This window comes from Butyrivibrio sp. YAB3001 (assembly GCF_900112195.1).
GTDB lineage: Bacteria > Bacillota > Clostridia > Lachnospirales > Lachnospiraceae > Butyrivibrio.
Genome location: NZ_FOKR01000011.1, coordinates 124174 through 148450, shown reverse-complemented (window position 1 = coordinate 148450; position 24277 = coordinate 124174). Strand labels below are relative to the sequence as shown.

Annotated in this window: 29 protein-coding genes; 1 reads left to right on the top strand and 28 read right to left on the bottom strand. The window is 38.5% G+C overall.

Going from position 1 to position 24277, the window contains the following annotated elements:
* Nucleotides 1-4: 4 nt before the first annotated feature.
* The 22 genes from BM086_RS22090 to BM086_RS12755 all read right to left on the bottom strand — a co-directional run bounded on the left by BM086_RS22090 (nt 5) and on the right by BM086_RS12755 (nt 18484).
* On the bottom strand, nt 5-463 hold the full coding sequence (locus BM086_RS22090) for a DUF6462 family protein (RefSeq protein WP_330370187.1): 459 nt from the start codon (nt 461-463) through the stop codon (nt 5-7).
* A 745-nt stretch (nt 464-1208) separates the two neighbouring features.
* Complete coding sequence (locus tag BM086_RS12850) at nt 1209-2444, bottom strand: site-specific integrase (RefSeq protein WP_092327279.1); 1236 nt, start codon at nt 2442-2444, stop codon at nt 1209-1211.
* Between the two features lie 152 nt (nt 2445-2596).
* Nucleotides 2597-2833 (bottom strand): DUF6462 family protein, encoded by a 237-nt coding sequence (locus BM086_RS12845; RefSeq protein ID WP_242952198.1) that lies wholly within the window; start codon nt 2831-2833, stop codon nt 2597-2599.
* Nucleotides 2834-2843: 10 nt separating this feature from the next.
* On the bottom strand, nt 2844-3392 hold the full coding sequence (locus tag BM086_RS12840) for a hypothetical protein (RefSeq protein WP_092327276.1): 549 nt from the start codon (nt 3390-3392) through the stop codon (nt 2844-2846).
* Between the two features lie 153 nt (nt 3393-3545).
* Nucleotides 3546-3875, bottom strand: a complete 330-nt coding sequence (locus tag BM086_RS12835) for a helix-turn-helix domain-containing protein (RefSeq protein ID WP_092327274.1) — start codon at nt 3873-3875, stop codon at nt 3546-3548.
* Nucleotides 3876-4153: 278 nt separating this feature from the next.
* Nucleotides 4154-4399, bottom strand: a complete 246-nt coding sequence (locus BM086_RS12830; protein ID WP_092327271.1) for a hypothetical protein — start codon at nt 4397-4399, stop codon at nt 4154-4156.
* Nucleotides 4400-4767: 368 nt separating this feature from the next.
* Nucleotides 4768-5295, bottom strand: a complete 528-nt coding sequence (locus BM086_RS12825) for a hypothetical protein (protein WP_092327269.1) — start codon at nt 5293-5295, stop codon at nt 4768-4770.
* A gap of 142 nt (nt 5296-5437) precedes the next feature.
* A complete protein-coding gene (locus BM086_RS21645; RefSeq protein WP_255367820.1) occupies nt 5438-5563 on the bottom strand; it encodes a hypothetical protein in 126 nt (41 codons plus the stop codon).
* A 33-nt stretch (nt 5564-5596) separates the two neighbouring features.
* Nucleotides 5597-6406, bottom strand: coding sequence for a hypothetical protein (locus tag BM086_RS12820; protein WP_092327266.1), 810 nt, complete (start codon nt 6404-6406; stop codon nt 5597-5599).
* A 274-nt stretch (nt 6407-6680) separates the two neighbouring features.
* The gene (locus tag BM086_RS12815) at nt 6681-7919 is read right to left on the bottom strand and encodes a C-type lectin domain-containing protein (RefSeq protein ID WP_092327263.1); all 1239 of its coding nucleotides are present in this window, start codon (nt 7917-7919) and stop codon (nt 6681-6683) included.
* A gap of 4 nt (nt 7920-7923) precedes the next feature.
* Nucleotides 7924-8289: a hypothetical protein gene (locus tag BM086_RS12810; RefSeq protein ID WP_141107750.1), complete on the bottom strand. Its 366-nt coding sequence runs from the start codon at nt 8287-8289 to the stop codon at nt 7924-7926.
* A gap of 23 nt (nt 8290-8312) precedes the next feature.
* A complete protein-coding gene (locus BM086_RS12805; RefSeq protein ID WP_092327257.1) occupies nt 8313-8507 on the bottom strand; it encodes a hypothetical protein in 195 nt (64 codons plus the stop codon).
* Between the two features lie 23 nt (nt 8508-8530).
* The gene (locus tag BM086_RS12800; RefSeq protein WP_242952197.1) at nt 8531-8812 is read right to left on the bottom strand and encodes a hypothetical protein; all 282 of its coding nucleotides are present in this window, start codon (nt 8810-8812) and stop codon (nt 8531-8533) included.
* Nucleotides 8813-8885: 73 nt separating this feature from the next.
* Nucleotides 8886-9464 (bottom strand): hypothetical protein, encoded by a 579-nt coding sequence (locus tag BM086_RS12795; RefSeq protein ID WP_092327254.1) that lies wholly within the window; start codon nt 9462-9464, stop codon nt 8886-8888.
* A 204-nt stretch (nt 9465-9668) separates the two neighbouring features.
* Nucleotides 9669-9947: a hypothetical protein gene (locus BM086_RS12790; RefSeq protein ID WP_092327251.1), complete on the bottom strand. Its 279-nt coding sequence runs from the start codon at nt 9945-9947 to the stop codon at nt 9669-9671.
* Between the two features lie 18 nt (nt 9948-9965).
* Nucleotides 9966-10343 (bottom strand): DNA-directed RNA polymerase subunit alpha C-terminal domain-containing protein, encoded by a 378-nt coding sequence (locus BM086_RS12785; protein WP_175560260.1) that lies wholly within the window; start codon nt 10341-10343, stop codon nt 9966-9968.
* Nucleotides 10276-10782 carry an Lrp/AsnC family transcriptional regulator gene (locus BM086_RS12780; RefSeq protein ID WP_029232532.1) on the bottom strand — a complete coding sequence of 169 codons (507 nt, stop codon included), beginning with the start codon at nt 10780-10782 and terminating at the stop codon, nt 10276-10278. The genes BM086_RS12785 and BM086_RS12780 overlap by 68 nt, the downstream gene beginning before the upstream one ends.
* A 193-nt stretch (nt 10783-10975) precedes the next feature.
* Nucleotides 10976-11398, bottom strand: a complete 423-nt coding sequence (locus tag BM086_RS12775) for an HIRAN domain-containing protein (protein WP_029232533.1) — start codon at nt 11396-11398, stop codon at nt 10976-10978.
* 3 nt (nt 11399-11401) lie between these two features.
* Nucleotides 11402-12502 (bottom strand): hypothetical protein, encoded by a 1101-nt coding sequence (locus BM086_RS12770; protein WP_092327239.1) that lies wholly within the window; start codon nt 12500-12502, stop codon nt 11402-11404.
* The gene (locus tag BM086_RS12765; RefSeq protein ID WP_092327236.1) at nt 12502-12696 is read right to left on the bottom strand and encodes a hypothetical protein; all 195 of its coding nucleotides are present in this window, start codon (nt 12694-12696) and stop codon (nt 12502-12504) included. The genes BM086_RS12770 and BM086_RS12765 overlap by 1 nt, the downstream gene beginning before the upstream one ends.
* Before the next feature lie 72 nt (nt 12697-12768).
* The gene (locus tag BM086_RS12760; RefSeq protein WP_175560259.1) at nt 12769-16818 is read right to left on the bottom strand and encodes an AAA domain-containing protein; all 4050 of its coding nucleotides are present in this window, start codon (nt 16816-16818) and stop codon (nt 12769-12771) included.
* A 241-nt stretch (nt 16819-17059) separates the two neighbouring features.
* Nucleotides 17060-18484, bottom strand: coding sequence for a hypothetical protein (locus BM086_RS12755; protein WP_092327230.1), 1425 nt, complete (start codon nt 18482-18484; stop codon nt 17060-17062).
* A gap of 184 nt (nt 18485-18668) precedes the next feature.
* Between BM086_RS12755 and BM086_RS12750 the strand changes: the two genes are divergently transcribed.
* Entirely contained in the window at nt 18669-19727 is a 1059-nt protein-coding gene (locus BM086_RS12750; RefSeq protein WP_092327227.1) for a DNA adenine methylase, read from the top strand.
* A gap of 21 nt (nt 19728-19748) precedes the next feature.
* Here the strand turns inward: BM086_RS12750 and BM086_RS12745 are convergent, their stop codons facing one another.
* Genes BM086_RS12745 through BM086_RS12720 form a run of 6 tightly spaced genes read right to left on the bottom strand, consistent with a single transcriptional unit; the run spans nt 19749 to nt 24126 of the window.
* A complete protein-coding gene (locus tag BM086_RS12745; protein WP_092327224.1) occupies nt 19749-20489 on the bottom strand; it encodes an HNH endonuclease in 741 nt (246 codons plus the stop codon).
* Complete coding sequence (locus BM086_RS12740) at nt 20486-21190, bottom strand: DNA-methyltransferase (protein WP_092327222.1); 705 nt, start codon at nt 21188-21190, stop codon at nt 20486-20488. The genes BM086_RS12745 and BM086_RS12740 overlap by 4 nt, the downstream gene beginning before the upstream one ends.
* A complete protein-coding gene (locus BM086_RS12735) occupies nt 21183-22250 on the bottom strand; it encodes a TdeIII family type II restriction endonuclease (protein ID WP_092327219.1) in 1068 nt (355 codons plus the stop codon). Before BM086_RS12735 ends, BM086_RS12740 begins: the two co-directional genes overlap by 8 nt.
* Nucleotides 22250-23116 carry a TdeIII family type II restriction endonuclease gene (locus tag BM086_RS12730; protein ID WP_092327216.1) on the bottom strand — a complete coding sequence of 289 codons (867 nt, stop codon included), beginning with the start codon at nt 23114-23116 and terminating at the stop codon, nt 22250-22252. The genes BM086_RS12735 and BM086_RS12730 overlap by 1 nt, the downstream gene beginning before the upstream one ends.
* Nucleotides 23109-23333: a helix-turn-helix domain-containing protein gene (locus BM086_RS12725; RefSeq protein WP_092327213.1), complete on the bottom strand. Its 225-nt coding sequence runs from the start codon at nt 23331-23333 to the stop codon at nt 23109-23111. The genes BM086_RS12730 and BM086_RS12725 overlap by 8 nt, the downstream gene beginning before the upstream one ends.
* Before the next feature lie 52 nt (nt 23334-23385).
* Nucleotides 23386-24126 (bottom strand): DNA-methyltransferase, encoded by a 741-nt coding sequence (locus BM086_RS12720; protein ID WP_207650985.1) that lies wholly within the window; start codon nt 24124-24126, stop codon nt 23386-23388.
* Between the last annotated feature and the right edge of the window lie 151 nt (nt 24127-24277).

Sequence of the window (24277 nt, the reverse complement as noted above, 5' to 3'; positions counted from 1 at the left end):
CCCCTTATTCATCAAATGACTCAATAAATGCATCAATCTTTTCTGTGTTGCAGAGGACCACTCCCTTTACCTTTCTTGTGGCCTTAGCTTCCTTTGCAAGGCTTTCAAATGTATGAAGCCCCATTGAATAGAGCTCTGCTCCCTCCGCGTACCTGACGTATTTCTTTTTACCTTCCTTAACGATTTCTGCTAAATCTTCGATTTTCTTTCTTCTAGCCATGAATACTTCCTCACTTTCGTTTCCTTCTTCACAAAATTGTTCAATGTACTGCTCGATCAAATCTAAATCCACAAGGGCAGTTTTCCGAAGCTTTATATTGGCTTTGGCTTCTTTTGCCAGAGTCACAAATGACCAATATGCCATGCTGTAAAGTCTGGCTCCGTCCTGATAGGTGCAATATCGATGTTCTTTTCCGACAAGATACTTGTCTAAGTCAACTGGTGGGGATTTTCCACGATTCATCTGTAACCTCCGTTTCTGGTGTTACGAGATGCAATTAAGAAGATCAGAATTTTGGGTACAAAAAAACCACATCTTCTCTTCCTTCGAGAAATGTGGTCAAATGCGTGATGTGTCTGAACCGATTATTCCTTTGACAATTACCCTGGGATAGAAACTTTTAAAGTTCCTATCCCAAAATGCGTTTTTTAAGCAAGTAGAAATTGTCTTTTGACACACCACTGATGTCCTTTTTATTTTAGATAAAAACTACATACAAGTCCAAATAGCTCCGTACTTGTCCAATGAATTCGTTGTAAAAATGTTGCATTTTTGGATAACATAGTACGTCTATGGATTTCAGTGATTCCTAATGAGTCCGTGTGTTACTTCTGTGATTTCAAGGTCGGGAACAAATGGATGATAATGTCCCTCTTGCAGAATTAAGCGGAATTGAAGGGAACTTATCCATAAGAAACACTTCCGAATTACTCCCTCGAACGGTACTGAGGGGAACGAAAATGTAGTCGTAACTGTGGCAACTCCTTTTTTAAGTGGTGCTCTATTCCGAATACCACTTAGCTCATCATGCAGTACCTGAAAATGCCATTTCCCAACTATAGGACATTACATTTTTCAAGGCACATCTCGGAATTACTGTTTACCCATATATTATACCGCGTGAAACACTGGCTGTCACTAGGATTTTCCGACCACTTCATATACGAATGCAGATGTTCTGCTGTTCCCATTTTGGGAACAACAGCATTTACAAAATCAGCTTCCCTTTAAGACTGTCCAGCGCTTCCTTCTTCTTTTCTTTATGACAATCTGCGTATATGTTCATTGTGGTTGTTATATCAGAGTGCCCCATGATAGTCTGGATGACTTTCAGGTTCACATCATTCTCGCAGAGTCTTGTACAGAAAGTATGACGGAGGTTGTGCGCCGAAAAGCTTGGCAGAAGAAGTGCTTCTCTTTCCTCATACTCAGCTCTGTGTTTTTCCTTTTCATTGTAACTGTTGGCAGCTCTGTGAATTGCATGATTAACTGCCGAGGCAAGATAAACAGTGTGCGTAGCTGTCGCAAAGACAAAGTCCTTATATCCGTCGATCTCTTCCTCACAGAATCCCAGGCATTTCTGAATCTGGTACTCATCAAGAAAAGCATCGAACACCTCATCGACCATCGGGATGATCCTTGTTCCAGCCTTAGACTTTGGAGTTTCGATCCTCTTCTGCGTATGACCATTCTCATCTGGTCTGTCAGTAAGCGTATGGTTTACAGAAATGGTCCTCTCTTCAAAATTCAGATCATTCCAGGTAAGTCCAAGGCATTCGCCTATACGCATCCCGGTTCCAAGAAGCACAGTGACAATGGGAACCCACCCGGCATATTCCCGATTATCCTTAAGATAATCCATGAAAGCTTTCTGCTGCTCTACGGTAAGCGCCTCTCTCTTTTCAACAACAAAATACTTGCTTGCCTTTACCTCAGCCATTGCACCTTCTGTAGGATTCATCCTAAGAAGACCGTCTCTTACAGCCATCTTGAATGCAGGGTGCAAAAGGCCATGAACATGATCTACAATGCTGCCACTGTAACCTTCCACCTTAAGCATATGAAAATAATAAGTAAGAACATCCGAATACTTCACTTCCGTGATCTTACGTTTTCCAAAGCTATCTTTAATATATCGCTTGAAACAAAATACATACATTCCCTTGGTACATACCTTGAGATTGTTCTTATTCTCCAGATACTTCTCAACAAGATCAGCTACAGTAATCTGCTGGGCCTTATGCACGTCAAGACCATCCTCGTATCCTCTTCGAAGTTCCCTCTCTTTCTCCCTGAGTCCTGCCAGAGTCTTGCAATAGATTGATCTCCTCACACCTAACCGGTCAGTGTAAGAGTAAACGTATCTCCCATCATTTCTCTGACATTCGCCTGTATGCAGCTGATATCCTTTACTATCTTTTCTTGATACGAATTTTCCTGCCATTGTTTCCTCCTTATAAAAAGAGGAACAGTTGAATTACTATCATTATAATCCGCGCTGTTCCTCCGTTTCAATCCAAATATTATCGTGCAACCCGCATGGTTACTGCTATTTGGACGCATTAGTATCTGTTTGAATTTGATTGGATGAATCCGTTAATACTGTTTTGATGTACGGAAATTCTCAAGCCATTCATCAAGTATATTAGTGTTTATAAGCACCATCCTCCCTATCTTATACTCCGCACCTGATTCCCTTACCCAATCTCTCAAAGTTTTATCGCATACTGAGTATAGTTCAACACCATTATCATATCTGACAAATTTCTTCTGACCGGACACAATCATATTCTCAAGATCCGGCACCAGTTCTTTTGCTCTTGGCTTTGGCATAACACTCCTCCTATAATCTTCCTTCCATGTAATCAATTGTCTGTTTAAATACTGCCTGCTTGGTTCGAAAGACCTGTTTCCTTACCGAATCAATTGCAATCCCTAGCTTTTCCGCTTCAGCAGCAACGTCATCATGTGATTTCATGTACCATATAAGAAGTTCTCTGTCTTTTTCATCAAGCCTGTTTAACTGATTGTTGAAGAGTTGATAGTCCCTTCTCATGCGCTTTAGCATGATCGCCTCTTCCTTGTACTCATCGCTCTTGTCTGTATCATCCAGCTCTCCCCCTGAGAAATCGCAGATGATAATTGCATTCCTTGTATCTGCCTCACTGGAAGCTGTGTTCCCAGTGATATCACTTATCTTACTGGTCTGTACCCTGACTCCAAGATCTCCGTTTTGAGCCCTTCTGTTGTATGCCTTCTCATTCTCAATGAGATAAACCAGGCCATCGATCCTGCTGTCGATGATTCCAAGAAAGTTTGAAAAGTTACTATAGATAAGCTTTACTCTTCCTGCAGCATCGGCTGCCGCATACTCTTTGACAAAACTTGCCATTGTTCCCCTCCATATAGAGGCAACAGCTTCGTGTGAGAAATAATTACCGGTTATCTCTTCCTTACAGGTTCCATTCTATGGCGCTCCAGGATGTCCAACGAGTCCCAAAGTATTGACTTGGGGTCAATGGAGAATTGATTTACAGTTATCGTATTACTCCAGTGTGACAAGAGCCCTGAGCTGGACCATGGCCACTTTCCTAAGTTCTGGTCTCATACTTTTTATAAGTGCGCTTGCTTCAATGGCATCATATTTAGCATAGTAATCTTCCAACATCCTCTCTTCCTCGGTCTCTTCCAAAAGAGTGGTAACTGGTACCTTCAGCGCACTTGCTATTCTCGTAAGAACAGATACCTTGAGTTCCAGCTTGTCCTGCTCATAAAGTGATATGGTCTGCTTCTTGGTATAAACCATTGCTGCCAGTGCTTCCTGGCTGATCCCTTTCTGTTTTCTGATTGTTCTGATTTTTTCTCCGAGTGTCATTTCTCCTCCGTTTCCGGGATCCACAAAACGGAAGCAACCGCGCCAAGAGCATATAAAAAGAGTCTGCAAAACTTTAATAAACCTAAGGTAAAAACCTTTCGGTATACTTCCGTTTTGCAGACTCCTTCGATGTTACATGTTGTTAGTTACATGACTCTTTAAGCTCTTGGCAAATCTTTTGATAGTGGATGCTGTTCCTGGCCCTATGGCTCTGCACTAGTCCATGCACTATCTCAATACATATTAAGTTGTCCATCTGCCAGAAGCTTCTGGCTAAGTTAATTTGTTAGCATCTCAAGTGCTTTCTTATATCTGTTCATCCTGTCTGTGAATGACTCGTTATCATTCTCTTCATCGTTTACAATCGTGGTGACAAACCACTTTGTCGCGTATATTGTAATCGTGTTGCCGCATATCTCGCACTTCTCATCTACATCTGCGCTTCTAGCCTTCATGATCCTGTTACCACACACCGGGCAGTTCACCCAGCGTTCTCCCTCCATGGATACCTTCGCTTTTTTCAAACTCTTCACCCCCAAGCGAACAAAACCAATTGTTAACAGTTACAATTAACGGATTAGGGAAAGAAAACCGTTAGCTGATCTTTGTTATAGCACCGCGGTTGCTATATTCCAATTATAGTAGTCTTAATCATATGTCACAAGTAAAAATCGAACAGTTGTTCTGCCCTATTATTTGTACACATTTACTAATTTCCTGCTCCCCTCAGCAGAAAACCAGCTGTTTCCAAAAAGCTGCGTCCGTCACAGCATGAAAATTTTACCACAAAAGTCCTTCTCCGAAGTCCCCACTTAGTTCTTACTTACTCCGCTATAAGTCCATGGCTTGTTCGCATTTTGTTCGCGGTATGTCCGCCTAATGTTCGCAGCATTTAATCAATGAGACCATTATCCCTATCTTCCTGCTCTCTGATCTCCGCATAGTTCCACATGGTTATTCCAAATAATGTAAGAGCTGCCTCCCGCTTCTTGTAGAATGCTGTTTTCCGAAGACTGCACTCATCAAAAAGCTGAAGCTCTGATTTGTATTCAGAAAGATAACTTGAAATGAGTATCTTCTTATATATAGGTCCGTCCGGTGGAAACATCTCCATCTTATCAATCACCATCATGATCTTCTCATCGATCCACGGACATGATAGTGCATCCCAAACAAATGCTTTCTGTGCATCAAACGAATCAACCGGCAACTTGGCAATGTTCAGGAACTCTCTTCTGAGCTTTCTCTTCTGCTGGTCCTCTTTCTCCTTGCTGATTGGACTGTGCCTTGGAATCGCTGCTATCTTTGAATCTTGATATAGTGTAAATAATGTCTTGGATAATGAGCACACTTCCTTGGGCACCAAGTCTGCCTGCTCACACATAAAACATATTCTTTTGTACGGATCAATTTGTCTCATAGGAAAACCTCCTTTCTTTCCTAGGATTAGGGTGCTTTTCTGGTGATACCATTAAAACATTTTAGGTGTCCCATACACCGTACAAATCCAAACCCGCACAAATACTGGCATTCAAGCACATATATGTCCATCCAGCTATAAATCAGAAGGGTTGATCATTGTTCTTTTCTCTAATCTCTTTCATCATCTCGTGATAATTATCAACCTGCTCTTGAGCCTCCAGTAAAATTTCAATTGGATCCTTTAAAAATATCTGATGAATTGCCATATCTCTGTATTCCTCACCAAAAATCTTCAGACATTATTTTCTACCGATGGCATCGATTTGAGCATTCAATTCTTCAAGCTCTTTTCTTTTTTTCGATATTTGACCTCCTCTTTCCATGACTTGCTTACGCCTTTTTATGGCAAACAAATAATCTTCATCGTTTCTTATTTCTTTGATCAGTCTTATTCCCTTTATCGAATTTCTTTTATCCGGGTCCTCTTCCAAAGTCTCTAACTGTATGATGTCATCCATCTCTTTTTCCCTGATGCTGCAAAACAGATTCTTTATATGCTTCAAGTCTGCAATCAAATTAGCAATCTGGGAAGAATAATACGATAACAATACATCCCTATCCTCATTTGCGAAAGAAACATCATCCAATAATTCATCTTTAAGACCTGCAAGTAAGCTTATCTGATTATTAAATCGCTCTACTATTGGTTGCAAATCCATCTGCATGGTAAGACGCATCTTCCGCCAAGTTTCATTAATTACATCAGGTGATGCACCACTTCTACGCAACATGTCACAGAAGCCAAATAACAGCTTTTCTCTTACATCCATTGGAACATCTTCATACTTACCCTTTCTTAGATTAAGATATTCTTCGCAGCTACCGTAATCCTTCAACATGTCGATGACAAAACCAGCATCATCCTCATGAATTTTCATCCCGCTGTTTTTGCTTGTACCGGATTTCAAAAGATTAACATCGAACCCTACAGCATCCGCCATATCCAAAAAGTATTCTGAACATTTATGTGCAGACAAATTAAAATCTTCTCTTTTATCCACAGCTTCATTACATATTTGATACAAGCTACGATGTTTTTTGTCTTCCAAACTTATTCCCCTCCATCTGTGTGTTCTCGAGAACAACAACATAAATATAATCTTTGTAAAACAGGCATTTCTACTCCCAATTTTCAAAATATTCCGAGGTATATCTCTTGTAGAATTTCAATAATTTAATGCCATGTTAATAAATATTTCAATACAGTCATGGTACAATAAAACCACTCCATGTAGGAGCGAGAGTCTCCTGCATATCATAAGAAAACGAGGGGCCTCCATAGTCTTGGATCGCTCCTCGTTCTGCGTTTATGACATCCGAAACTCAATCATACTCACATATAAATCCTATCTTACCTGCATATTCAGGTGACACACTTAATATCTTATCCGGGGCATCAAAGATGTAAATCATACCATCTTCTTCAAAATACTTGGCTAGTCCCACTTCTTGTTCTCCGCCTTCAAATGACCACTCATTCTTAGAGTAGTCATACCCTGGGGAATGATAGTCCCAAAAGTCATACATACTTGGCATTATTTCCTGATAAGAACCATCTTGATTAATCCACCTGAAGCTGCAGAAAGTATCTCCAATCCATTCACAGGATCTATAACCAACAAAAAATGCCTTATTAGTGTATCCTTCTTTCTTTATCAGCTCAGATATGACCTTTGCCTCATCTGTACAAGTGACTGTAGCTAAGTATCCCCCTTTCTCAAGACAGATCTTCTGTGCTTCACTCCAAGAACAATCCTGTACTAATAATTCATACTTATGATCTGCAGAAAACCACTTTCCATTTTCCAGCAAATATAGGAACTCGTCGTAAGAATAGTAATTATCCGGATATTTTCCCTTATCCACATCATAATATTCTGCGACATGAGCATTGAACTCTTCCTCGGTTACAGTTTTATCGCCCCACTCATAAGTCAAAGTATATGGATAATTCTCGTCTTCACCCATCTTTTTGAAATCTTCTTCAGAAACATATCTGATGCCTGAAGCTATTTCTGTGAATACGCCGTTTTCCAACTTCATGATACTGATTGGATAATAATCCATATGTCCAGTGTCCGTATAAATTAACCCACTCTTTTCAATGTACTGTGATCCTATTCTTGAAAGATACTGATCTACAACCTTGCCATCAAAGTATGTAATAACCATCTGACCACTGGCTTCTATTCCCGTATCGATGAATAGTTCAGGAATATCATCATCGTCCAAATAAATCAGAGTATATGTGACCTCACTTCCGCAATCAGCGAAAGAAATGTATTCTGCACCAGTTCTCAGATACTCCGCGTATGCTTTGCTCCACTTAGGAATACTATTTGTAGACAGCTCGTCAGAAGATTCTGTTGACGCTTCCTCACTCGACTGAGCAACAGAAGCATCCACAGCAGAACTGATCTCAGAATCTGAATCACTTGAATCCTCTACCGAAGCCGCATCTTCAAAAGCATCTTTAGCAGATTCCTCTGGTAATTGTCTTCCGCAGGCAGATAAAAGAAATGGGCAACATAAAACTGCCAAACACTTATAAAACCTTTTCATTAGATTATCTCCAGAAATCAAACATACTTCCCAGTATGTATAATCCAAACAACACCAATGCTCCTATGATATTGTTCCCGACAAATAGCCATATCGCAGCAATCACAACTATAGTGATCAGTATGTGTGATGACTTTTCAGCCTGGACATCTCTGCGAAGCTTCTCCATGTCAGCATTCATTTTCCTGCGTTCTTCAGCTGTAGGGTACCAGCCTCCACCACCAATGTCATCATCTTCATCAACATCAACGATGCCACCCTCATCCTGTTCCTTATAGAATGTATCGTAAATGTAAGCAGCCTCATTAGTATCTATATGTCCATCATGGTTCAAATCAAAAGGAGTGTTTTCGAAATTATCGTATGCCATAGCTCCCTCACTTTCCCTGGAAATCAAAACATTCTCTTTCCTGTCTTAGCCAGGATATACGCCTCGTCATAAGTACACTTATTCTCCATAGCAAACTGGTATAAAGCACTGTCAAGATCCGGGTATTTGCGTGGATCCACGTATCCTCTGTCACATTCATACCATGCTCTTTTATATAAAGCCTTTATTCTGTCTTCATTTACATCTAATAATCCCATAGTGATTACCTCTTTATCCGAAATCAAAACTCATCGTCAAAATCATCAGGATCGAGACCCGCATCCTCGAGGGCTGATCTGCGTTCATCTTCATCCATGAACTCTAGCTCATCTCTGTCGAGGCCTGCCATTTCGATCTCATCTAAAACGTCGTCATCTTCATCGATGCTACTTCCCGTCGAAATACCGTTATTGTCCTCAAAAAATGTATCGTTGATAAAAGCCCATTCTGCTCCATCAATCTTTCCATCGCGGTTTAAATCAAATGCTGAATGTCCAAATAATCTATCCATAGGTCCTTCCATTGCCAAATCCTCCTTAGTTTAAAATGGGGAATAGCTTTGTTCTGCCATTCCCCAGGTGTCAATAATTGTCGACTTAGTGATGCTCGTTCCAATAGTCCTCAGCTGCATCGTAAGCTTCGTCCTCATCATCGTAATCATCTTCATAATCGTAGAATTCTTCGTACTTATCATCTGCAAAAGACTGTGCTGACTTGTAGCTATACACATCATATGGATCGTATTTCTTCTTGCTAGATGAACTCTTGGACTTACTGCTTGATTTTGATGTACTGCTCTTTGATGAATATGTAGACTTCTTGGAACTTGACTTGGTACTTGTCTTGTTCTTAGAAGAATGTGTTGAACAGTAACCTTCATCATCAGTAGCTTTGCTAGTACATTTAGCGTACTTGCAAGTATGTTTGCTGCAATAACTTCCGTTTGTGGTTGCATATCCCCAACATCCGCTTGCTGCACATGCTTTATAACCTTTTTCCTTCGCATACTGTGCTGCATGGTAATCACAAAAAACTGTTCCATTCGGTGTGTTGTCAGCATTGCAGCCTGACTCTCTACATTTGTCTGTATTTCTTGCCTCTACAGGTACTGTTGTTGTTATCATCATCATTACTATTACTGCAATTGAGATAATCCCTGTAATCTTGCTTCTCATGGTCATATCCTCCTGATCATTCGTAAACTATCGGTTATCTTACTCTAAGGATAAAACCTGTGCTCCTTCAAATAAATATAGCTTTATGTTACTTAACACGTTTTAAATTGCCATTTGGGAAAAGAGCTATTGTTTTACCTTGTGACTTAATCCTAATACTTCAACTGGGCAATAAACCTCCCCGCTTTGAAATGCAGTGCCAGCCTAGTGTTCCGGGTCCCTAAAGCATACACCATTTTTCTTTAGATATTTCGCCATAGTTTCGCCGGTATTTTTTAACAAAAATGGGCGTCCTCCTCTGGAGCGCGAGTTATTCACTATTTCAATAAATTCAACTTCAGTCTTTTCTTCAATTTCTGCTAGGTTATTAAAACCAGAACAAGTCAAATAGTAGTAATAATGTGGATGCATTGGTAAACCATCAAAATCACAGCATTCTCCAGGTTCAACATGCCTTATTCTTTTCTTCTGCTCTTCTGTCATTATTGTGCTCCCTAGCTATTACTTCTGCTTTGCTGCGTTCATCTGAACAACTTCCAGGATATATTTAGCTCTTTTCTCCTGTGGAAGGGCACTGTACTGGTATAAAAAGAGCTTCTCCATTATTTCTCTGCAACTCTTAGATCCACAGTTCCTGATCTTGCTGATCTCCGTTCCGCCGGCAATTGCCTCTGCTAGATCTCCGATTGTTCCGTATCCAGCTCTTTTCAAACTGTTATATGCTCTGACGCCGAGGTCCAAAGCCTCAATTGGCGTCTCGCTCATCTTGGAATTCAGGTAAATATTGAAAAAGAACTTCCCGCCCTTTTTCTCATGAATCCTGTCCCCGGTTATCTGCTCGATTATCTGTGACAGTGTCTGGCTCTGATCTGCGCTCATATTCAATTCCTCCGTAGACGTCCTTGATAATCTCCCGGACCTGGCGCGCATGATATTCAACGATATCATCAATGCAGGCCTTTTTGATTATCTTGGCCATGTAATTGATTTGCTCTAGAGAATCGGATACAGCAACAAGATGAATATGATATTCCTTGAGAGTGGTATAGATCTGACGCACATACACTGTTCTTGTGGCGACATATTCCAGCACCCTGTCAAAACCTTCGGGCGTTGTAATGATATCGATCAGCATCGTTATCTCATCATCTCTCTTGATGTAGGTGTTATACTGGCGGATGATTCCTGCTTCCTCAAGCTTTGCAATTCTCTTCTTGGCAGCCACTCTGGAAATTCCCAGAGCATCGCCAATCTCCTGATAGCTCTTGCGGGCATCGCCTTTGATCATATTCAAAATCTGCTTATCTTTTTCATCCATGCGTTTGCTCCTTATCAGTGTCGACTCTGATGAGCACATTATATTGAGCACATATATTTATGGCAATAGCAAAGGTTACGAAACGTAACTTTTCGGTTTCATTCCGTAACCCCAACAATCAAAAAGCCTGTATTAGCCACGTTTCTAGCCCCTGCTTATGGCCAGAGTGGAATTTAGTTTTGCAATAGTCGTCTTAATCACACATATAAACATCAATGTAAATCTCAATCCAGGAATCCCGTTCGTCAAGATGGTCCCCTATATCACCACCATGAACAATTCCGAACAGTTCCTTTCCTGCATCCATCAAATGATAGAGCACTTCGTTCTTAACCCTGGGGATATATCCAAGCTTTTTCCCCTTAGGATCAAGAACAAGAATAGCTTTCTCATCATACTTATTCTTTGGCTCCAACAGCAGTTTGAGCCTGTCACCCTTCTTTAATGCCTTTGCCTGCTTGTAAATGGTCTTCACATGCATAGCACCATTGATCATTGTATTCATCAAAAAGATATCCCTGGAAAACGGAAGGCTTGTATCTATGCCATTCTTACTGAGTATGCTTGATGTAAGTGCTGCACTCTGAACATTGGCAAGTTCCTTGTTTTCTCCCATAGGCTACTCCTTTTTTGCTTTACGCTTCTTGGCTTCTTTCTCGTTCTTTTCTGCTACTTTGCTGAGCTCAAGGATCTTTTCTTGAAGCTCAATAATCTTATCTGCACACTGCCTGTTATACTCTGCAAGCTCTTCCTGCCTTGCTTTAACAGCATCCTCATTAGCAAGGAAGTCCTTTTCTGTGTAAGGGAAGCTGTTTTTGATTTCATCAATATGAGCCAGTAGAATCTCAACTTTTTCAGCAAGCTTAGCTCTGAGCTCACGAAGCTTAGCTATATCATCAGGATTATCGCTGTATTTCTCAGTAATATCCGTATCATCCAGCTGATCTGCTATCTCACGAAGAGTCTCAAGGTCACCTTCTGCATAAGCTTTCTGTGCTTTTAGCAAAAGAGCTTTATCCTTCTCTGTTGCATTTGGATTAGCATCAGGGTGAAGCTTCTTCATGATCATCCTGTAAAGACGCTTAAGCTCTTCCTTCGGAGTTTCATGGACGGTCTCGCTGTCCTTACCAAGACCTGCATCCTCGGCCTTTTCTCTATCCTCATTGTTCTTTTCTGAAGTCTTTTCGTCTTCTTTTTTATCCTTATCCTTTGATGAATCCTCTTTATCAGCAGATTCACCATCTTTACCGGAAGAGCTCTTTCCCTTCGGATTCTTTCCTTCTTCCCTGGCTTTCCTCTCTTCCTCGGCTCGTTCTTCGTTCTTCTTATCCTGCTTAGCACGACGTTCCTTATATTCCTTGTCGCGCTTCATATCCTCGGCCTTTTTATTCAGGTCTTCTTCATACTGCTTATATTCCTGCTCAACCTTCTTCTGAACTTCCTCGTACTTGGCTGCTTCCTGGCGATTGATTGCAGCCTGCAGCAGTTCAATAGCTCGCTTAAGCCTTGCTATCTCCAGCCTATATGCCTGGGCCTGATACTCCAGGTTACCAACCTTTTGGTCATAGTCTGCCCTTAGCTCAACGCAGATGTGGTTTTCCAGGTCATCTATCTCTTCTGCAAGAGCCGCCAGCTTAAGTTCAAGCTCAAGGATTTCTTCGATAAGCTTGTCATATTCACTTATAACCGGGACTATGCCCGCATTATCAGTTTTTCCCATCAAAAAAACTTCTTTCCTGTCTTGGCAAGTAGATAAGCCTCATCATAAGTGCAATTATTCTCTCTGGCAAAGATATAGAGTGCCTTATCAAGGTAAGGATATTTCCTAGGATCAACATATCCCCTGTTGCACTCAAGCCATGCTCTGTGATAAAAAGCCTGGAGTTTAGTTTCATCAACATCAAATATTCCCATTTATGTCTCCTATTTCATCACTCGTCAATATACTTCTCAGCAAGTAAAGCTATCAATCCATTTGTTGGGCAATCATTTCTTAAGCCGTTTCTTCACTATCTGAAGCTCAACATCTCCATCCATATACTTCATAACAAGTGCTTTTGCCTCTTCAGACTCTTCTTCTCTAATCATGTAATCGCTAAAGCCATGGATAAAATCAATTCCCTTGCACACGTCATCATCCGTGGTCTTAAGGACATTGGTTGTGATATTGGAATCAGCTATGGCATCTGACAAAATCACTATAGTCTTTGCCTTCCCTCTGGTAATTGACACATTAAAACGGTTCCTGCTGAAGATGAACTCACTCTCATTGTTTATCTTTTCGCTCTGTGATACTCCATAGCTGACAATTACAGCCTGTCTTTCTTTTCCCTGGAGCTTATCTACTGTTCCTATATATACTTCAGATCTTTTTATTCCCAAATCTTCACAAACACTCGTACGAAGCCTGTTTATATGCTCATGATGCGGAGATATTATTCCGCAGGCTCCATCCTGACCATTTTGTTCTCTCCAGAAGTTTCCACAATCCTTTGCCAATGTACCATCAGCATTCTGGATATGATCATACAAAGAATGGATAAGATCTCTTACAATCCTTACCTCTGCCTCTTTTTGCTCTCTACTTGTACCGGTTATCTTACAAAAAACAAGTGGATACTTGGGATCAAGCATGAAATCCATCAGCTTGTCGCCAATCTTTTTATTAAGCTTGATGTTTTGCTTGGCAATAGCAGAGATAGATGCCTTGTACTCAGGGCCATAGATCTTCTCCGCAGAGTATCGGCACAATATATTATTCATGCGGAAATTGTCACTTAGATGAATAACATCTTCATGCTCCTCGCCTAATGCTGTCAGGAACATTCTGAAGATGGAACCGTATATATACTTCTCACCTTCTTTATATTTGTATTTTCCTCCAATTATTGGCGGAAGTTGATCATTATCGCCCACGAATAGAAATCTTGTTTTCTCTCCACTGCACTCCATCTGAAGAAATGCATCCATAGTCTTGAGCTGAGAAGCCTCGTCAATAATCACAAGATCGAACTCCGGAGCTGCACCATCTTTCAAAAAAGCCTTATATGCACTGTATCCTGTCATTCCAAGGATACTTACTTCATCATTTCCTAGAAGAGTACGCAGTTCTTTGGACTTACGAATATCTATTCCATACTGCCCCAATGTTGCAGGATCATCGCCGCTGTCAACCTTATATACCTCAAGCTTATCTCCTATGATCCGGTCATCCCCTACCATTTTCTTGATCTTGATAAGTACATTCTCTGTTGCAGAATGAGACATGGCAGAAATCATTACTTTAAGATTCCTCCCCTCTTTTTCCTGGTAATATTTCGACAGCGTAATAACAGATCTTGCAATGAAGTCGGTTTTTCCAGCTGCAGGAGGTCCAACCAAAACAGTTAACCGTCTTTCAAAGAGGTGCCTAAAGGCAACCATCTGGGAATCACTAAACGTATGCCCATCACAGCTCCAGTATTTTTCACAGATCTTCTGGGCATATTTATTAAATTTATAGCCTGTATCTCCTGCAAGTTCATCTGGTGACAATAGTTCCAATCTGTCATGGAGTCCTACCAATCCACCTGCAGTTTTCTCACTATTGAAATCCTTATACACTTCAAACATGAGATATTTCTTACCTACTTCAGGCTTAAATTGATCACTTTTTGCAAGAAACCAGACTTCTCCTCGATCTCCCTCATCAGAAAACTCAGGTTTATAATCCATAGATGCCATATAAAACACCGGGTCCCAGTCTCCATGAATGTTTTTAACAGACATTACACTCATCAGTTTTGTCTTTTTCCTGTTATAAACAAGATCCCTGAATCTCAATATCTGTTCTCGGTTTGATACTGTATCCTCACATATACAGGACGAAAACCAATCTCTTCCGATATAGTTTTCATAGTTGAGAATGGTATACATATTTTCACCGGTATACTCCAAACTAAGAATAGTGCCTTCGCTGATGGCATTATCTATTCCTTTCATTCTTCCGCTTCGTATCTGATGATATGAGAGAAGTTGCTCATAGCGATTTTCAAAGTCCAGCTTAGCTATCTCTGGAAATCCTTCATGAACCTTTTTCTGCATTCTGTAGTATGCAGGCCACTCACTGAGGACGATATTACCCTCTCTGGCATCCTTCTGAATTTTACCCACAATAGTGTTTTCTATATCCAATCGCTTTAGCAGATGCTTTTTCAGAGAATCTATCTTATCCTGTTTTGCCTTCTTCTCTGCCTTTTTCTTGCTCTTACTTTCCCAAATGTATACTATAGGCATGCCTTTAACGATGTTTGAAAGCTTTCCAAGATAGTAATCGTCTCCATCTGTGAACTTGTAGTCAGGTGAATAGTACTCTGCAGTATGAATTAAGTTATAAGATATTGCCTGCGGCATCACATAGAGCTGAGATAATGCCGTAGTAATAACAGATACCGGATTCTCTATACATTCCTCCGGTTGTTCATCAGAATCAGTAACAATTCTCTCCCCTTGAGTCCAGAAAAGAATAGTCATTACCTTCTCAAGAAGGTCTTGATCCAGCTCAGGGTCAAGATTTTCAAGCATATTAAACAGAGATGACTCTATGTTCATCCTCTCATAGTCATCCATTACGTAACACTGAAGCTTGTGAAGTTTATCATCCGGATAATCCGCTATTCTCTCCAGAAACTCATATATATGTTCAACAAAGAGCTTGTCGATTCTATCAAACTCTTCCTCAGTATTATTCACAGCGACCAAAGCGCCAGAATATCTACTAATTCCTTCTGAATCACATGGAGATGCTTTTACATCAACATATCCATTCTTGTTAAGACCCTCGCCAAACAGATCTATATCTTTTCCTGGGCGTAGGCTCCATGCATAAGCATAATTTCTCCCTGTATCAACGTCTTGTTGCGCAGTCATTAGCAAAGAAAAGTTCTGTCCTATAGGAAAAGAAAATGTACTTCCTCTCTTAGGAAAAACATCCTTTTCATCCCTCCAGAAAGCCTTAAGTCCCGCCTCATAAGCATCAAGATCATTTCTTATGTATTTCCAATAATTACAATCATCAGTGAGAGCAGGGTAATCCTTACTCTTAAGCAATTTCTTTACAGAATTCCAGGAATCATCCTTGAGAATTCCATCTTCAATACACTCATCAAGCTTATTGTTAGCATTTTCAGTGATGTAAGGAAGTATTCTGACGCTTTTCTTTTCCTTGCAAAACTCTTTGCAACTATCAAAATTACTGCAGTACTCACATTTCTGAGAAACATGGTATTTAAGATTTTCAAATAGATCCTTACCATTATTACTTTCATTTAGTGTTTCACACACTCCGGATAATATTTCATCAAAGAAGGTTTCAACCTCTGCGAGTGCATCACGTAGTTCAAAAACATGTGGTAAAAGAGCATGCGTAACTCGTTCTTTATTCCATACTATGCCCTCTTCTTCATTAACATAGCAATTGTCTATTCCCTTGTCCTGTATTATCGACTTCAGCAGTTCCACATAGAATGCAATCTGAAGTTCCGCACCAATCTTAATCCTTTCCGCATTCTTGGCATCAATCACCGTAAGACGGAACTTCCCTTTAGATTTAATATACTCAGCCAGGATAAAGTCTGGATACATAGACTTACTGAATGTTACATCAAAGTCATAAGCTTCTGAACTGCCAAGATACTTATTCCTAAATGAGTCCGTAACACACACACAAGCCTGATAGATATATGTAGGAGACTTCTTAGGATCAAGATCTTTTAAGGCCTTCACTGTCTCTTTGATGCTTTGAGATTTCTTCTTTGATGAGGTAGAGACTTCTACAAATGTAACATCGGAATCACTCTTTAAATTCTCACAGATTTCCTGTTCCCACAGATTTCCGGCCATAGCTGCCGCTGAGGGTTCATCAGGATCTTTACTCCACCCCAAATTTTCTATATCTTTTTCACTCAAAGATATAGAAACCAGATTCTTATCGCAACGTTTCTCATAGTATTGACCTATCTTAGAAGGGCTTAATCTTAGGCTAATCTCCTGCTTCATAAGTATCTCCCACATATTTGTATTGATCATTATTCACATAGCTCGGGATATAATCTGTTCATATCACACCATATATTGTGCATCGAATATTTAAATATAATCTGAACTGATTATTACATATTTATAAAAAACAGGCATGTCAATGAACACGCCTGTTTTTTGCCAATCAAGCGACCACCCCATTCTTTTGTTATTTAAGCCGCCAATCTCGCCATATAGCATAATAGCATTACACATTCATTCACTTTTCAAAACTGTCTAGCATATTTTTTAATACTTTTTTGACATCTATAACCAAATCCAAACACTCTTTTGCATTTACTGATCTTAGAGCATTTGTATGTGCACTTGGATTTCTGTAATCCTTTTTTATTCTTTCCACCTGATTACCATATGTCTTTAGTAGATTTAGTATGTCAGAATCACTTCTATTAGTTATCAATGATGCCTTGCTATATTCCAGTAGTTTCTTTTGATTATTGCTAATCTCCGCCTTGCTAGCATTTCTCGGAATTCTATAACCAAGTGTAAATGGAACACTTCCTAATGTGTACTCGCTTGGAGAAATCACCCTTCCATCTTTTATCAACGAAGAAGGATACTCTTTAACTCCAATCCCATTATCCATTAGAAAATCGATAAATCTCTTATGGAAGCGTATACTCATTTCCACTTCAAGAGCCTTTGTTATCAAAACACATACGCCCGAATAATCCATAAGATCTCCGTATTCTTCCTGCTTTTTATACATAACCTTTGCAGAAACAATAAATTTTTTCGAATCATTTGTCAGCTTATTCCATGCCTCTCCAAATTCCTTTATAAGGTTATCCTCTTCCTCCTTAACTATATTATTCGGATACTGAACAGACAGTTTTTCATCAATTCTTTGCACAATTTCATCAGCGTATAATCGTAATAGTCTATCCTTCTGTTCTTCGTCATATCCTCCATTAAGAATTCTCGTAATCAGCCCCTGATTTGCTGTAAGTGTTTCACCCAGCTCAACTATCTTCTTCTCAATGTTATCAACTTTTCGATCAATTGCACCTATTCCCTTCTGCACATCTTTTAACTGCTCGCTTATTTCTGTAAGCTGCTCTTCCAAAGTCTTTTCATCCACAATGCTTATTTTTTCGTGCAAAGGCGCTATAATAGACTGTTGTATTAGCTCTTCAATGTTTTTTTCAGTCTCTCCAACAAAACGAAAGCACTCTTTCAATGAATGAGACTCTTCCTCAGTTAAAGACTCTCTAATTTTCGTATTACTCCAAAAATAGATACAAAACTTATCATATGCTGTTAGTAACATTGAAAAAACCCGTACTTCTTCCTCACTTTCCATATAACCAACAGCGCTATTAACTATGTATTTATACATATTATCAATAAAACTCTTTAAGTATTCTGGAACATTCTCATCCGCCAATATAACTTCAGTACCATTTAGATTAACTTCTTCATGAACAAATTGTTTTCTAGCATTAAATCTGTAGCCTTTCTCTAACGCTAAAATGCAGCACATAGCGTTAATAGCATCGTTAATAGCAAATAAACAGCAGACCTCGTCCACACCATATCCTAAGCTATAATCACTTTCAAAACACGAAGCCAATTCAGAATATGTATAAATCAATACCGACTTTGCATAATCTAGATCGCTCATGGTAACAATCTCCTTTATAGAATCACAAAAACGCAAATTAGCTCATCCCATTACGTCTTATCAACAATTATATACTACGATTGTTATCTCACTCAATAAGACAAAAACCATCCCACATTTTGTTGTTTTTAAGCAACAATTGTGATATGCTAATACAGTATTATTTTCGAAAGGAAAACGTTGAATGAAGACAATATTAAAATGGCCTGGCGGAAAAGAAAAAGAACTACCAATAATCCGTGATTTCACTCCTGATTATTCTGGCCGATTTATTGAACCTTTTGTTGGAGGTGGTGCTGTTTTTTTTGATACAGCCACAAAACAGTGTTGCATTAACGATAAATCTGACGAATTGATCAACCTATATAATTGCGCAAGGAACAAAGATCAAGATTTAATACGCTACCTTCAGCAAGAGAACGATGAATTTCAGTCATTAGGGACTCTAGTCGATGAAAACCGTGAAGAAATCCTTAGTTTGTATCATTCAGATATCTCTATAGAGGATTTCATCAATAATCATATCGATTATTTTAGTTCTTTAGCAGATAACTATAACGACGTGTTTATAAAGGAAATAAAGAGGAATTTAAAAAGTAAGATAAACCGTTCTGCAAAACTAGAAAAAGAAAATGGTGCAATCCCTGACAGTGACAGGATAGATAACATAGAAGCAGCGCTAAAGTCTGCATATTACATGTTTATTAGATATCTGCAAAATCACCTATCCGAACTAAGCATCGGACGACAAGCTGCTGTTTTTTTCTTCGTTAGAGAATACTGCTATTCTTCCATGTTTAGATACAATAAAGATGGTGATTTTAATGTTCCGTATGGCGGCATTTCCTATAACAGAAAAGATTTCCAAAAAAAAATAGATTACTTGTTATCTGAAGAAATGCATGCAAAACTTAACACTGCTGATATTTATTGTGAAGATTTTGAAACATTTATTAACAGCCTTAACCTGACTAGTAATGATTTTGTTTTCTTAGATCCACCATATGATTCTGATTTTTCAACATATGCCCAAAATGAATTTGGACAAGCTGAACAAATACGTCTTTGTAACTGCTTAAAGGCAACCGAGGCCAAGATACTGCTGGTAATTAAAAACACTGAGTTTATATACAATCTCTACAAAGATGATTTTAAAATATCAAGCTTTGATAAAAAATATCTGGTTAGCTTTATGAACAGGAACGATCGAGATGTAAAACATCTTATAATTACAAATTACTAAAAAAATGCCTTCTTCCTCAGGTTAGGAAGAAGGCAATATTCTTGCTTTCAATTCTTCAATTGTTAAAGGCTTTTGAGGATTTCGATGTATCATGCGATGGCAATTTGAGCATAACGGTCGTACATATTGGACTGCCTCTTTGATGAACATTTCTTTTCCCTTTTCACTATACTGACATATTGGCTTAATATGATGTATCTCTATAAATCCATCCCCAAGTTCTCCGTATTTTTCTGAAAAGCAAAAATCACAAACATCACATCTAAGACCGCCTTTTTGCGAATAGTACAATATAGCAGCATCTCTTAATGCTTTTGATCGAGCACGTACCTTTGTATGCTTACTCTCAACTAACCCTTCATTAACAACAACATTCTCATCATATAAAAATATATTCTGATCTTTACTTGCTATTTTAGAAGATAAAGATATTGTATCTTCATACATGAATTTCTGAGAAAAGAAATAGTTTAACTCATCAATTCTTGTGTTTAAAAATTGCTCCCCAGAAGCTGTTAATGTATATATACCATTTACAAAATCAGTATATAATCCCATTCCGTTATTATCTCTATGTGAAACAAGATTTCTAACCTTTTGTGAAAACTTTGTATCATTTCTCCCGTCTAATATTTTAGCATCCTCTCCTACCGGATTAAAAACTATAGTAAGATCATTAATTAAATCCGATGTAGTGGCAGATCCCCTTCTCTTTATAGCATAAAGAGCCGGTAATATTAGCATTTTCTCTTCTATTCTCACTTATGCACCTCTCCGATGCGCTTTTCAGCAGCCTCAAAAAAAGTAGGATCTATTTCACATCCTATAAATCTTCTTTCCAATTCTAATGCCGCAACTCCTGTAGACCCAACCCCCATAAACGGATCGAAAACCACATCCCCAACATTACTAGACACATTTATTAAATGTTTCAAAAGTTTTACCGGCTTTTGAGATGGATGTTTCGGATTTTTTAAACGCTCTTTTCCCATACATATCGGACATTCAAAATAATTATGCATCTCATTTTGAGTTGTAAAGTTCCACTTATGTTTCTTATTCCATAAGCACACTATCATTTCACAACTGTTTAAGAAGCCATTTTTAAAAATCTTAGGCATAGGGTTGGTTTTATGCCATATAAAATACTGAAAAGTATCAAATTCAGGGTCAAAAGCTTCATGCCACTTACCCAGCAAATTATAACTAGTAAAAATAAAAATATTACCGTCTGGTTTAAGTATTCTCTTAAAGTCATCCACAAAAGCAAATGGATCAATTTCAGCCAAGTCCCATTCTCCCAGGTCATTATTAACTGCACTTCGTCCTGGTAACGGTATATTTCCTGTTGAATACTTTGCAATGTTATACGGTGGGTCTGTTAGTATTAAGTCCACTGACTGATCAGGAATTCTTTTTATATATTCTAAGCAATCAATATTATATGTTTCAAAACTATTCATACTTTATATCCATCAATTCTTTCTCAAATGATGTGTCTTTAAAAGCTTTGATATAAAGCGCAATAAAATCATCATAGGATATTTCTTTTGGCAAAATCTTCTGCCAAAACATGCTACCCACCAAAATACGTTTTCGCATATCTTCCCACTTCTTCCCACCAGTTTTTCTATCTACCTTATCATAGATATTAAAAACGCCACCTACAGGTCTTTGTCCACGATATATAACCCCATCATCTTCAGTATAGGTATCCTCACCACCTTCGCCCCGATTGTTATAGCAAGTCGCGAAATAAGAATAATGATGCTCGACAAACGCAAAACATTTGAGATTATCCAGTACTTCATCAGCATTTGTCTCACAATTCTTAGAATCTAGATCACCCCCGGCTTTAATCTCGTATAATGATATTGTTTTATTATCCTCAAAGTATACTAGATCAACTGGTATTATTTTAGGAATACCATTTATATGATTTAGGACATCATCAGAAGTGCAGTCATATACTCTTTCAACAATCGCTGTTTCAAAGTGCTTTCGGTACTCTGATAATTCCTGATCAAGTACTTTTTTATTCTTTCCTCTAAATGATTCTATTCCTTTTTCAGCTTTTATCAGCTCTTTTAGTGCATCAGCGGATTGTGCCATAATAACATCGACACATTCTGACTTACTATTAGCTTTCATATAGCATTGGGTCTTATATACGTTGAAACCTACATTTTTATGGCGCAAATCTAATTCATCTGGGAATGAAAAAGTCCATACAGTAACCTGTTTTTCCTCTTTATCAGCACATAGAAATAGAAAGTTAGGAACATTATCAACCCCATAATTAAGTCTAGAAATGTACATAGCTATACGCTGAAGCCTATTCCCTAACTGAGAATCAAAGCTTCTCCCCAAAGCCATGTACTTTACTATTTCTTTACCCGCAGGAGAAAAGCCATGAAATACATTGTACTGCCTGTTTGCAAGATTATCAGTTGCACCCTCTACAATACTATCTCTCATGGCTGACAATTCATTGATTATGAAATCTTGTATTTTTTCTCTCATCAGTTAATAGTCTTTCTGATCATCTCTTTAATTCTAGAATTCAGATCTATTTCTTCCAGCGCCATTTTATACAGTTCTGTAAAACGTTCATATGTTATTCCATCAGGAAGAATAGTGTTCCAAAACCTCTTTCCTATTAAAAACATCTCAGGAAATGCCATGTGCTTCTTAACAGCACCGGTCCAAGTATTTCCCTCCCCATTTTTGTTGTATAAAGTGGCAAAATATGCCTTTGAGTTAGGCACGTTAAGTCCAGCATAAATAGTAAGAAGCTTCTCAACGTTCGCAGGCGCATTTGAACTATCTAAATCGCCTCCAGCCTTCAACTCAAGAACAACCCAATCTTTTCCATCAAAGAAAGCCAAATCCACAGGCTTTGTATGATATCCTGACGCTTTGTACTTCTGCGCCATAGGTATCAAACTCTTAATACTATCCTGCGTTACACCACTCTCACTTCTAGTAGTCCCTTTACCTGAGGCAACATTAGAAGCTCTGAACTCTGATATATTACCTCTTAACTCACCATTATCTGTATCAATATCTGTGACTATCATCTGACCGCTTACTGATGACGGATTGATATTGTGTGGAACATTTCTAGGGTTAACAATCGCAGGTACATTTTCATCACCAAACTTCATTCTTGCAATTCTCTTAGCGCATGTTTCTATTGCAAATCCGCTCTTAGATTCAAAACTGCTCACGAACACCATATTGGCAGTGATATTTTCATCAAGTTGGCTTAACAAAAAGTTGTATCTCTTTTTCACGTAATTTGTCTTGAAATCACTTTCGATATTTACAATAAGTTTTGAAAATTCCTCATAAACGATCTGTTTAATTGCTTGTTCAGTATTAGTCATCACTCTCTCCTTCAATTCCATCAAATAGTTCAGAAATCGTTACGTCTAGCCCCTTTGCAATCTTCTCAATATTTTGCAAAGAAACATTCCGTTTTCCCATCTCTACTGTTGCAAAATAAGTCCTGTCCATGTTGATTTTAAGAGCGAATTTTTCTTGACTTAATCCAGTTTTTTTTCTAAGTTCTTTTATTCGCTCTCCCAGTTTTTTTGCCAGCATATGAACAAGCCCTCCTTAATACAACATAAAAATTGTATTTCATAATATGTTTTTAAGGCAACGGCTTTTGAGCAACATTCATAATCCCATCTATACGCTTTTGTGCAGCAAAAACATAACGTTCATCTATCTCCGTTCCAACAAATCTACGCGCATTCTTTATGGCAGCTACTCCTGAAGTCCCAACTCCCATAAATGGATCAAAAATAGTTGCTCCAGGAAATGATGCTATCCTGACAAAATGTTCCATTAGCTTTATTGGCTTTTGGGTTGGATGAAAGGGATCTTTTAAACGTTCTGGATAAGAACAAATAGGGCATTCAAAAAAATTATGCATTTCTTCCTGCGTCGTAAAGTTCCATACATGCCCTTTATTCCATAAGAAAATTATGAATTCACAGCTATTACTAAATCCATTTTTATAAACTTTCGGGGCAGGATTAGTCTTATGCCAAACAAAAATTTGAAATGTGTCAAACTCTCTATCGAAAGCAGCATGCCAATCCCCTATCTGGTTATAACCTGCAAAAATAATGATGTTACCTCTAGGTTTAATAATTCTTTTAAAATCCTTAACGTACTCAACTGGCTTTATTATCTTTTTATCCCAGTCGGCAATGTCATTATTTAATGTACTCTTTCCTATTCGTGGAATATTTCCAGTAGAATACTGTGAAATGTTATACGGAGGATCTGTCATTATTAGATCCACAGATTGAGAAGGCATTCGTTTCATAAAATCCGAACAGTCTTCATTAAAAAGTTTATAGATACTAGGGTGTTTACTAATCAAGTCTTTCCTTTCCCCAGTTGAGAATAAATATATTATCATCTCAACAAGAACAGACAACCGTTTTTAAGCAACAATTGCCAATATCGTAAAACAACCCCTTCTAATTTAATTTAGAAGAGGTTGCCCTAATAGGCGTTATAATATTTCCGAA